Origin of the sequence: Pseudoflavitalea rhizosphaerae, assembly GCF_003991355.1 — a bacterium.
Taxonomy (GTDB): Bacteria; Bacteroidota; Bacteroidia; order Chitinophagales; family Chitinophagaceae; genus Pseudobacter; species Pseudobacter rhizosphaerae.
Genome location: NZ_RCSU01000019.1, coordinates 40,222 through 52,972 on the forward strand (window position 1 = coordinate 40,222; position 12,751 = coordinate 52,972).

At 50.0% G+C, this 12,751-nt stretch carries 7 protein-coding genes; all 7 read left to right on the forward strand.

From position 1 onward, the window contains the following. Positions 1-87 precede the first annotated feature (87 nt). The 7 genes from D9Y29_RS24220 to D9Y29_RS24250 all read left to right on the forward strand — a co-directional run bounded on the left by D9Y29_RS24220 (position 88) and on the right by D9Y29_RS24250 (position 12,750). Positions 88-1,782 carry a RagB/SusD family nutrient uptake outer membrane protein gene (locus D9Y29_RS24220; RefSeq protein WP_127132829.1) on the forward strand — a complete coding sequence of 565 codons (1,695 nt, stop codon included), beginning with the start codon at positions 88-90 and terminating at the stop codon, positions 1,780-1,782. 19 nt (positions 1,783-1,801) lie between these two features. Beyond that, complete coding sequence (locus D9Y29_RS24225; protein ID WP_164735535.1) at positions 1,802-2,227, forward strand: DUF5004 domain-containing protein; 426 nt, start codon at positions 1,802-1,804, stop codon at positions 2,225-2,227. Positions 2,228-2,242: 15 nt separating this feature from the next. Further along, on the forward strand, positions 2,243-3,217 hold the full coding sequence (locus tag D9Y29_RS24230; protein WP_127132831.1) for a DUF4961 domain-containing protein: 975 nt from the start codon (positions 2,243-2,245) through the stop codon (positions 3,215-3,217). A 43-nt stretch (positions 3,218-3,260) separates the two neighbouring features. Further along, the gene (locus tag D9Y29_RS24235) at positions 3,261-6,329 is read left to right on the forward strand and encodes a SusC/RagA family TonB-linked outer membrane protein (protein WP_127132832.1); all 3,069 of its coding nucleotides are present in this window, start codon (positions 3,261-3,263) and stop codon (positions 6,327-6,329) included. An 11-nt stretch (positions 6,330-6,340) separates the two neighbouring features. Continuing rightward, positions 6,341-8,041, forward strand: a complete 1,701-nt coding sequence (locus D9Y29_RS24240) for a RagB/SusD family nutrient uptake outer membrane protein (RefSeq protein WP_127132833.1) — start codon at positions 6,341-6,343, stop codon at positions 8,039-8,041. A 24-nt stretch (positions 8,042-8,065) separates the two neighbouring features. After that, positions 8,066-11,101 carry a SusC/RagA family TonB-linked outer membrane protein gene (locus tag D9Y29_RS24245; protein WP_127132834.1) on the forward strand — a complete coding sequence of 1,012 codons (3,036 nt, stop codon included), beginning with the start codon at positions 8,066-8,068 and terminating at the stop codon, positions 11,099-11,101. A 257-nt stretch (positions 11,102-11,358) separates the two neighbouring features. Continuing rightward, positions 11,359-12,750 (forward strand): SGNH/GDSL hydrolase family protein, encoded by a 1,392-nt coding sequence (locus tag D9Y29_RS24250; RefSeq protein WP_127132835.1) that lies wholly within the window; start codon positions 11,359-11,361, stop codon positions 12,748-12,750. Position 12,751: the final 1 nt, after the last annotated feature.

Below are 12,751 nucleotides of genomic sequence, written 5' to 3' on the forward strand. Positions count from 1 at the left end.
CACACACTTATCACCCTGCTTCTTTTTATTACCGATGGCGGTAGTGCTTTTCCCATGTGACATATACATACGAATCATAGCTTGCTTATGACAAATTTGAAACTGACCGCCTGCGTTGCTTTGTTTGTAACGGCCATTGCCTGCAACAAAGGCGATTTCCTCGATAAGACCGCCACTTCAGATCTTACGGAAAGATCTGTATTCTCAGACAGCGCCCGCACCATGGAGTTCCTCACGGGCATTTATGCAGATATCGCTTATAGCTTCAATCCTTTCCGTTTTGGCGGAGCCGGTCTGGAATCCGCTTCCGATGAGGCTGAAGGCCCGGGCTCCAACAGTTCCAGCACTTATATCCAATGGGCTACCGGCAGCATCAACTCCAATGCCTGGGCAGCAGGAGATGCCTGGAATACATCCTATGCCAATATCCGCCGCGTGAATGTATTCTTCAAATATCTTCCTTTAGCACCCATCGCGAATTCACTGAAGACGAACGCAAAAGCGGAAGCCCGTTTTCTCCGCGCCTGGTATTATTTCAACCTGGTAAAACATTATGGAGGCGTACCGCTGGTTGGGGATACCATCTATACCGGTGATGCTCCCATCCTTGTTGAGCGCAATAATTTCGAAGACTGTATCAATTATATCGTATCTGAACTGAACACGGCCATACCTGATCTCCTGCCTTCCCAGTTCAGCAATAATTATGGAAGGATCACTTCCGGTGCGGCGCGTGCATTGAAAGCGCGCGTGCTGCTGTATGCCGCCAGTCCTCTTTTCAATGGCGGACAGATCGCTGCATCGGAACCGCTTCGCTCCATTACCGGATATCCCACTGCGGACCCTGAACGCTGGCGGCTGGCGGCGCAGGCAGCCAAAGACGTGATGGACCTGAACCTGTACAAGCTCAATGAAGACAATACCACTGCGCCTGGTTATGGCTTTTACAAACTCTTCACGCTTCGTAAGAATGATGAGCATATCCTGCAGGGCATGCGTAACAAGAACCGTGAGCTGGAAGGCATGTGGCTGCCGCCGAGCCGCGGCGCCGGTGATGGCGCCAATCCTACCAAAGAGATGGCCGATGCATTCCCTATGCGCAATGGAAAATCCATTTCAGAAGCAGGCTCGGGATATGATCCCACTCATCCCTACAATAACCGTGATCCACGATTCAATTATTCCATTATTCATAATGAATCCCTGGTATGGATCAATAATGGTCCCAAACAACCTGTATACACATACGTAGGTACACCGCAGGATGCGATCTATATCGGCACCAATACCGGCTTTTACATCAACAAGATGTTGCAGGAAGATGTGGTGCCCAACAATTTCACCGAAACCGAGCGCTGCTTTCCGCTGATCCGTTATGCAGAGATACTCCTCAATTATGCTGAAGCATTGAATGAAGCAGATGGTGCAGTGCCCGAAGTATACGAAGCAGTGGAAGCCATCCGCAAGCGCGCAGGACTTGACCCTTACCAGTTGCCGGCAGGCCTCACGAAAGATCAGATGCGCGCCGTCATACAGGCCGAACGCAGGATAGAGCTGGCATTCGAAGAGCACAGGTTCTGGGATGTACGCCGATGGAAGATCGCACCACAAACAGACAACAAGACAATGCACGGAACAGAGATCACTAAGAACGGGGGCAACTACAACTACCAGACCATCGATGTTCGTACCCATGTTTTCCGTGATGCCATGTACCTCTGGCCATTGCCACAGGGCGAGCTTTCCAAATCACCTGAACTCTTACAGAACCCCGGTTGGTAAAACATCAAAAAGAATTCCCATGAAAAAATGGATAAGCATTCTGATGGTAGCGATAACGATGGTTATCGCTGCCTGTCAAAAAGAGAAGGAGATGCATTTCACTGAATCCAATAAGCCGCTCACCGGCGCCTGGAAGATCGTGAAAGTGGTCCGCAATGGAGAAGATATGACCAACCGTTTCAACTTCGCGTCCTTCCGTATCAACTTCACACAAGATTCCTATACTATCGATAATCCTGTACCCTTCCTGGTGAATAAAAATGGCAAATGGCAATTCGACGATCCCCAGTACCCTATGGAACTTTCATTCACTCCTGATGGCGGAAGCGCCCTGAAGCCCGGGTTCCGCTATCCCGTTGTAAAAGGAAAACGGAACCTGGTGCTGATCTTCAGTCCGGGCTGTCATCAAAACCAATACGAATACACTCTCGAACCACTGCAATAGCATAAACACTGCAACATGAAACGATTGCTCAGGAAAAAGAATTTCAAGCAGCTCTTCTACCTCACACTGGTGGTAGCCATTGTGGTGGCCAGTTGTATCGAGATCCGCGGCGTATCTCACCCGGGTACCGTAAAAGCCGGTGATACACTTACCATTGAAGTGAAAGCCTGGATGGATCCCTACTGGACACAGCCACAGAGCCGGCTCATCATCGGGTTCATGGCGCCGAAGAGCTGGAATGCACGCGAGAACATGCGCATGTTTTATACCAGTTCATTCGCCAATGGGACCATGAGCCCGGTGCCTGCCAATGCAACGCCCTGGGGATCCAGTCAGAAATGGCCGGAAGCCATCATGGAGCGCATAGGCATCGGCGGTAATTATATCAATGACCTGGAATGGGTGGTTTTCCAGTCAGACTTAGCTTACGACATGAGTGATATCGCAGAGATCAATGCCACTGTTACCATCAAGGTGAAAGCCGGACCGGAGAACCTTCGCGTGAAGCTCGGTTATTTCAGCGCCAGCAGCGCACAGGAACTCAGTGAGCCGAAATTCTACGGCAAATGGTTCACAGACTGCCTGGAAGTAACGGATGGCGTTGGTGAGCTGATCGATTTCTGTAGTCCACAGATCAGCGCTGTTCAGCCTTCGTCCGCCACCGACAATGATATTATCACTTTCAAATATGATGAGGATGCCATTACCACTGATCTCAGCGGTGCAGATAAGGTTTTCCTTTGCGCCAAAGCCTATACCACCAATAATGAAGTGATAGAAGTGTGCAGTCAGCAACCTGCTTCTGCACTCACAGAACTGGGAGGAAAGAAATGGAGGATCGATCTCTGGCCGCGCAGTTATTTCAACCTGCGGGAAGACCAGACCCTCGACAGGATGGAATACTACTACACCGATGTAACGGGGACCATCAAAGTATTGAAACAGGGAAATACCGGCGACCCATTCGTTTTTAGATTCAATTGCCAGTAATAACAGAGGTCTTAACCAAACTACCATCGCTAAATCAATTCATATGTCTGCCAGGTATTGTAAAAATATCTTCATGGTCTGCTGCCTGATGTTGCTCTTCCTGCCTGTGGCAGTAAAAGCGCAATCCGCTGCTACCACTGCCATCAAGGGCAAAGTGCTGGACAATTACGGACATCCGCTGGCAGGCGCCCGCATTACCGTGAGCCAGTCAGGTATTACTGTATTGTCCAATTCAGAAGGATCGTTTGAAATTGATGCCCGTGCAGAAAACCTGCTGGTGATCACACATCCCTCCTTCCTCCTGGCTGAAATCAAAGTGGAAGAAGGTACCGAACTGCAAGTGAGATTGACGCCCCAGCCATTACCTGCCAATCAAATTCGGGTATTGTATGGAGAGAAGAACAGCGCCACAGCATTGGGCGCTACAGCAACTGTATACAATGATCAACTGATCACTACACCGGCATCGCTTTACGCATATGCGTTGCCGGGAAGACTCGCCGGCCTCTTCACCAAACAGGGTAATGGCTGGGGAGGATTATCATCTTCCCCCATCACACAGGGTGAGCTGCTCTTCAATATTCCCAATCAATCCCTGATCGGCGCTACCAGCTCAACCGATAACAATGAAATATTCCTTTCCTTGCGTGGACAAAATCCGGTGACGGTGATCGATGGCGTTCAGCGCGACATCTTTGCGCTGGACCCCGAAACCATCGAATCCATCTCCGTTCAGAAAGATGCGCTCTCCGGTATATTGCTCGGACAAAAAAGTTCACGGGGCATCTTGCTCGTCACAACAAAGAAGCCTCTCCAGGGAGCTCCTCATATCTCTTTTACGGCCCAGACAGGCGTGCAATCCCCGATCGGCCTGCTGGATCCATTACCTTCTTACCAGTATGCCTACCTGCTGAATGAAGCCCTCGTGAACAGCGGTCAGGCGCCGGTGTATACCAAAGAAGATATCGAAGCCTACAGGAATGGCAGTGATCCCTATCGTTATCCCGATGTGAAATGGCAGGATGAAATGCTGAACAAACATTCCATGCTCAGCCGCTATTCCCTCAATATCTCAGGCGGATCAAAGGTGGCCCGTTACCTGGTGGAACTGAACTACACAGACCAGCAGGGCATGTTCCGGGAAGGCGGCAACAATAGCTATAATACTTTGCTGCAATTGAAGCGTTACCTCATCAATACAAAAGTGGACGTTGATCTCAACAAGAACCTGAATGTTGCCTTGCAGATCTTTGGCCGCATCCAGGATGGCAACCAGCCCGGCGCCGGATACCAGAACATCTTTCAGAACATGCTGCTGCTGCCCAATAACGCTTACCCGATCCTGAATCCCAATGGCAGTTTCGGCGGCACCACCAAGTATCCTGCCAATCTCTATGCGCAATTGGCCAACTCCGGTTATATTCTCAACAACGATAAAGAATTATTGTCAACCGTTGATGTAACCTACAAACTGGATAACTGGGTACCTGGTCTTTGGGTCAAAGGAAAGGCCAATGTATCCGTGCTCACGTCTTCCATGATCAACCGGAGCAAGCAGAGCCCCGTTTTCCAGATGAATGTGAATGGTTCGGATACCAGTTATTCACGCTATGGGAATATCACCAACCAGGTGAATAATTTCGATATCACTTCAAGTGGACAGTCGTGGTTCTACCAGGCATCACTGGGCTATACCAAACAGGTGGGCCGGCACAATATAGAAGCAATGACATTATTCGATCAGTTGCAGACCACTTATAATTTCGACCTGCCTTCCAAATACACCAATATCGCTGCAAAGCTCGCTTACAACTTTGACGGGAAATATATGGCGGAAGCAGCAGGCACTTACAGTGGCTATGATCGATACAGGCCCGGCAACCGTTTCTACTTTTTCTATGCTGCAGGGCTGGGATGGAATATGGCGAAGGAAGCTTTCATAACCGAAAATCTTCCCTGGCTCAACACTTTCAAATGGCGCGTCAACTACGGCCTTACAGGCAATGCCAATATAGGCTATTTCACCTGGAGGCCTGCTTTCCAGGACGAGTTCCAGAGCTATGGCTGGGGCACCACCAATGTTCCGCTCAATGGCGTGCTGGAAAGACCATTGGTGAATGTGAATGCGGAGCCCGAGAAAGCACATAAGCTGAATATAGGCGTGGATATCGCCGTATTGCGCAACCGCCTGCAACTGACTGCTGAATACTATCGAGATGATTATTTCGACCTGATGCAGGTGCGCGGTCGCAATATTGCGCTTATAGGTAACAGTTATCCCGCAGAGAATATCGGACGGAACCGGTTTTCAGGAACTGAATTCACGCTTACCTGGCAGGATAATATCCGAAGCTTCAATTATTACCTCACTGCCATTGCCAGTATTGCCAATTCCAGGATCCTGTTCATGGATGAGATCGGCCGCCGCTACCCCTGGAATGTAAGGACAGGCAATATGCTGGGATCCACTTTCGGGTATATCGCGGATGGCTTCATCCAGACGCAGGAAGAGGCGGAAAATTCGGCTACTGTTGCCGGTTATACGCTGCAGCCTGGTGATATCAAATACAGGGACCTCAACGGCGATAAGATCATCGACCAGTTTGATGAAACAAATATCGATGGCAACAAGCCCCTGGTATTCTATGGCATCACTGCCGGCTTCCGGTATAAGGGATTCAACTTCAGTGTGCTCTTCCAGGGCGTACAGAACAGGAAGATGTACCTCAACTCCTGGGAAACGGAGTTTGAATTCGGCGCCATGAACCGGAATGGTACGCTGTACAATCACCATCTCGGACGCTGGACGCCTGAGACTGCCAATACCGCCACATATCCCAGGCTGACCTATGGCGCCAATGCCAATAACCATATCATGAACACCACTTTCTGGCAACACTCTGCAGATTATATCCGGCTGAAGAATATCGAGATCGGCTATACATTACCGTATCAGTTGGCTAAAAGGCTGAAACTGGGTGCAGTAAGGGTTTTTGTGAATGCGCAGAACATGGTCACCTGGGCCGAATTCGGGCGGGTAGATCCCGAAGTGAGCGGTAAGGAATATCCTATCCAGCGCGTGATCAATACCGGTATCAATATCAAATTATAAGTATACGAACTATGGTTTGCCAATATAGAAAATACAATATCATTGCACTGGCGGCCTGTCTGCTGATCACTGCTGCCAGTTGCAGGAAGACCTGGGAAGATGTTCCGCTGGAGCAGTTCACCGAAGAATATGTATGGGATGTGGAAGACTCGCTGGGAGTGAAAGCCAGGGGATTCCTGGGCGCCCTGTACAAATTCCTGCCGGATGGCTATAACCGGCTGGGCAATGACCTGCTGGACGCCGGCTCCGATGACGCCATCTCTTCCGCCACCGGCGCTACAGATGTACAAAGACTTTCAACAGGCAGTTATAATTCCGTCAACAGTCCCGATGATCAGTGGAACACCTGTTACAGCAATATCCGCAAAGCCAGCATCTTTCTCAATAATTTCGATAAAGTGCCGCTCAATATCAAAATGGCCGATGGCAGTTCCGCCAAAAAAGCCTGGAGGGCTGAAGCGCGCTTCATCAGGGCTTTTGCTTATTTCGAATTATTGAAAAGATACGGCGGCGTACCGCTGATGGGAGATGAGGTAAGACAGGTGAGCGATGACCTGGCCTTACCCAGGAACTCCTTTGAGGAAGTGGTGAACTATATCGTATCTGAATGCGATAAAGTGGCAGACAGCAGCTGGCAGGACCCCATCGAAGATTCCCGTTATGGTTATGTTACCAAAGGCGCTGCGATGGCACTCAAAGCGAGGACGCTCCTGTATGCCGCCAGTCCGCTTTTCAACGGCGGCAATATCGATGCAGGCAATCCGCTCACCGGCTACGCCAATTACGATGCAGAAAGATGGCGCCTGGCCGCCGAAGCCGCCAGGGCCCTCATCGATTACAATAAATTCAGTTTGCTGCCTGAATTCAAAAAGATCTTCATCACACCCGGGAACCGGGAAGTGATCTTTGCCAAAGTGAGCGGCAACAACAAGAACGTGGAGACCAACAATGCGCCGATCGGTTATGCATCGGCGGTATCACAGGGGCGTACCAGCCCCACACAGGAACTGGTGGATGCATTCCCCATGAGCAATGGTTTGCCGATCACTGACCCCGCCTCCGGCTACGATGCCAATTTCCCTTATGCCAACCGTGATCCCCGTCTTACCTATACCATTTTCTTCAATGGCGCGCAGTGGCTCAACAGGAGCGTACAAACTTTCGAGGGTGGTCTGGATAAACCCAATACCAACGTACAACAAACACGCAGTGGTTACTACATGCGCAAGTTCATGGGAGAATACGAATCGCAAACCAGCTATTCAGATATCCCGCATCCTGTGATGCTGTTCCGTTATGCGGAAGTGCTGTTGAATTTTGCGGAAGCGCAGAACGAGTATGCAGGTCCTGACCAGGATGTATACAATGCCGTGCAAGCCATCCGCCAGCGTGCCGGTCTCAATCCTTACCAGCTGCCGGCAGGGCTCACAAAAGAAGCGATGCGCCAGCAGATCCGCAATGAGCGCCGTGTGGAGCTGGCTTTTGAAGAACATCGTTTCTGGGATATCCGCAGGTGGAAGATCGCTGAACAGGTGATGAACAGTCCGCTGCATGGGATGCGCATAGACGTTAGCAGCAGTGGCGCCAGGACTTATACTGTTACGCAGATCCTCACTACTAAATTCCGGGCTCCTGCCATGTACCTCTTCCCTGTGCGTTACGATGAAGTGGCGAAGAACCACCAAATGAAACAAAATCCCGGCTGGGAATAATCTAACCATCGCTAATTCATGTTTATGAACAAGATCTCCATAGGGCTTATTTTGAGCATCCTGCTGATACCCGTGCTCACGCTGGCGCAGCGCACCGTTACCGGCGTTGTGAAAGACGATAACGGCCCGGTAACCAGTGCGAGCATCACGGAAAAAGGAGCTGCAGCCAATGGCGTATCTGCCGGGGCTGATGGCCGTTTCAGTATCACGCTGCGCGGGAAGTCCAATACCATCATCGTCTCCAATGTTGGTTATGTGCAGCAGGAAGTGAATGTACGGGGACTCAGCAATGTGGAAGTGGTACTGCAGGCCAGCCGCAACGCCATGGAAGATGTGATTGTAGTGGGCTTCGGTAAAAAACAAAGGATCACCAATACAGGCTCCGTGAGCACCATCAAAGCGGAAGAGATCCGGCTGGTGCCCACTGCCAATGTACAGAACGCATTATCCGGAAGACTGCCCGGCTTCTTTTCGCAACAAAGATCAGGACAGCCCGGCCGTGACGCAGCCGATTATTTTATCCGCGGTGTGAGCTCGCTCAATGCAGAGGGTAATAAACCCCTCATCATTGTGGATGATATCGAATACACTTATGTGCAGTTGGCGCAGATCAATGTGAATGAGATCGAAAGCATCTCTATCCTGAAAGATGCCAGCACCACTGCTATCTATGGTATCAAAGGCGCTAATGGTGTACTGGTAGTGACCACCCGCCGCGGACAATCAGGTAAGCCACGCATCAATGTACGTACCGAAGCCGGGGCACAGGTGCCCACCGTGAAACCCAAATTCCTCGGCGCTTATCAATCTGCCCTGCTGGTGAATGAAGCACGCAACAACGATGGATTGCAGCCGCTCTTCACGCAGAAGGATATGGAACTTTTCAAAAACGGGGAAGACCCATACGGTCACCCTGACGTAAACTGGTACGATGCCGTGTTCAGGGACTATTCCCTCCAGGCCAATACCAATGTGGATATTTCCGGCGGTAACAATACCGTAAAATATTTCACTTCTTTCGGAGCGCTCACACAGAATGGATCGATTAAAGATTTTTCAAAAGCGGGTGGAGAGAATTTGAATAATAACTATTTCTTCCGCCGTTTCAATTTCCGCACCAACCTGGATATCCAGGCTACCAAAACATTGAGCCTTCGGTTGGATGTTACCGGTAGGTTTGGAATGATCAATACACCCAACACCAGCAATATCATGGAGGAGATCTACAATTTCGATAAGATCACTCCCTATGCCGCTCCCTTCATCAATCCCAATGGCAGTTATGCATACGCGTACAATACGAAGGAAAGTCTGCCTACGCTCAATGCGAGGCTTGCACTTTCCGGATACACCCGTACCAAACAGAATGATCTGAACATCCTGGTGGGAGGTACGCAAAAACTCGATGCAGTATTACGCGGATTATCCCTGACCGGCCGCATTGCTTACGCCAGTACCTGGGATGTATGGCGTAAACTGCTGCGCGACCTGCCGCCCAGTTATCATTATGATGCAGCAACCGGCCAGTACAATATCGATCCCCGGGGCCGCTACAGCATGCCCACTTATGCAGTGAGCGCCGGCAGCGATATCTCCGACAAACGTGTGAACATCCAGGCTATCCTGAACTATGATCGAATCTTCGGCGATCACCAGGTCCGGGGCATGGTGCTGTTCAATCAGAACAGTTATACTTTCAAGGAGAGAGTGGCTGAAAACTTCAGAGGTTATAGTCTTTCTGCCGGGTATAATTTCCAACGGAAATATTTGCTGGATGTGAACCTGGGTTATAATGGATCCGACCGTTTCGCCGGAAGCAAACGTTATGGATTGTTCCCGGCTGTGTCTGCCGGCTGGAATATAGCGGCAGAGCCATTCTTCGAGAAGATGTTCCCTGGCATCAAATTGTTCAAGGTCCGTGCAGGTTATGGCATGGTAGGGTCAGATGCGGTTGATGGTAATCGTTATATTTACGAGCAGGTATACATTCCGCAGGGTAATTATTCCTTTGGCGAAACGCCAGGCATCAGCAATGGTATCCGCGAAGGCATGCTCGGCAACAGCAATGTTACCTGGGAGAAAAAGAAATCACAGAACTATGCGCTGGATGTGAATATGTGGAACGATAAGTTGTCGTTCACCCTGGAATATTTCCGCGATCTGCGGATCGATCAGCTCGTGTACCGCGGTTCTGTTCCCAATGTGCTGGGCATTGGCACTGCGCCGGTGAATATCGGCCGTGTACAAAATCACGGATGGGAATTGATTGCCACTTACCAGGACAAGATCGGCGAAGTGCAGTTCAATATCACACCTACGTTCTCATTTGCAAAGAACAAAGTATTGTACCGGGATGAAGCCACGCAACGATATCCCTGGCTGGCTGCTACCGGTCACCCAATCAACCAGCCCTTTGGTTACAAATTCATCGGCTTCTACCAGAATGAAGCAGACATCGAAAAAAGCGCGAAGCCTATCTCCGGCGCAGTAAAACCCGGCGACCTCAAATACGCTGACCTGAATGGCGATATGATCATCGATCAAAATGATATGTCGGCCATCGGCAAACCCAATCTCCATACTACCAACGTGGGACTTACGCTCGGCGTACGGTACAAAGGTTTCAGCATGAACGTCCTTTTCCAGGGCGCTTATGACTACAGCTTCAGCATTGTTGGCAGTGGGATCGAGCCATTCAAAAGCCAGTTCCAACCCATTCACTTACAGCGATGGACACCCGATAATACGGGCAATCCATTGTTCCCCCGCCTCACCACAGATGCGGGCAGTGTGAACAGTGGCAGCAATTATATGTCGGACTTCTGGCTGATCGATGCACATTATATCAGACTGAAAACTGTTGAGCTCAGTTACCAGTTGCCGGATAGATGGTTACCGCTTCGCCTGAACAATGCGAGATTCTATTTAAGTGGGTACAATCTTTTCACCTGGACCAACTATAAAAAATATCAACAGGACCCGGAAGTGGCCAGTGGATCGATAGGGGATTCCTATCTTAACCAGCGCGTAGTGAACCTGGGTATCCAGATCGGGTTGTAGATTATTGTACAGAGATTACATTTCATTCAATGGGGTGGTTAAAAAGTGTTATTACATTTTATTAGGGTGTTGCCAGTCGCTCGCCTCCCGGCGAGTGACCTCTGTTTTGTCGCCTCCGGGCGACACAGTGCTCGCCGGAGGCGAGCAAATACAAGTCACTCGCCGGGAGGCGAGCGACTGCCGGCCCTCAGACCCTTTAGTCAGCCTCCCACAATTTNCCTCAGACCCTTTAGTCAGCCTCCCACAATTTCAAGCACATGAACAAGATCCTTAAAAAAACATTCGTAGCCCTGGCATCGCTGAGCAGTATTGCCGCGCAGGCCCAGGTGGCGCCATTCAAAAAAGGCGACCGCGTAGTATTTGTAGGGAACAGCATTACAGATGGAGGACATTATCATTCCTATATCTGGCTCTATTACATGACCCGTTTCCCCAATCAGCGGATCGATGTTTTCAATGCCGGTATCGGTGGTGATGTGGCAGCGCAGATCCTGGGCCGCTTCGACGGTGATGTGTTGCCCAAAAAGCCTACAGCCATTGCACTCACTTTCGGGATGAACGATACCAAATACATGGAATACCTCAGACCCGGAGCTGATGAAATGGCTGCCCAAGCCGTACAGACCTCTTTCGGGAATTACCAGCAAATAGAAAGGAAACTGAAGGCATTGCCTAATGTTCGGAAGATACTCATGAGCTCTTCTCCCTATGATGAAACCACAAAGGGCAAAGGCAATTACTATCCCGGCAAAAGCAAAGCCATGCTGAAAGTAGCGGAATTCCAGGAAGCAGCCGCAAAAAAGAATAACTGGGAATTTGTTGATCTCAACCGTCCAATGACTGCCATCAATCAGCAGTTCCAGCAAAAGGATTCCACTTTTACCATTTGTGGTGGAGACCGCATCCATCCTGGTCAGGACGGTCATATGGTGATGGCTTATCTCTTCCTGAAGGCACAGGGTCTCGCCAATAAGGAAGTGGCGGATATTGTGGTGGATGCAAAACAGAAAAGAATACAACGCGCCACCAATAGCGCTGTTACCAATCTTGCAATTGCCAATGGAACCGTTCAATTCGATTACCTGGCCAAAGCCTTACCTTATCCGTTGGACACTGTGCCGCGTGGCTGGGGCGCTACCACCAGGCAGTCAGAAGTGGTGGACCTCGTGGACTTCACAAAGGAATTCAACCGTGAAATGTTTACGGTAAAAGGATTACAGTCCGATAGAAAATATTTGCTGTTGATCGATAAAGATACGGTGGGGATTTTCACCGGCGCTCAGTGGGCTGAAGGCGTCAACCTGGCGGAGATCAGCCGGACACCGCAGTACCAGCAGGCTACAGCAGTGATGTTGCTGAACGAAGAACGCTGGGAACTGGAAAGGAAATTCCGTCAGCATGCCTGGGTGGAATTCAATATTCTCAAAGAACATGGACGATTGAATAAAGATGATGTGAATTCGATGGCCCTGCTGCAGGAGCTTGGAAAGGAGAACGGATGGATCAGGGGCAATCTTGATAACTACTCGAAGAGCCGCGTGCCCGCAATCCGGGAAGCCTGGCAGAAACAGATAGAAGTACTGGTGAGCACCATCTATTCCATCAATCAACCAAAGAACAGGCATTGTGAGATCAGGCAGTTGAACTGAT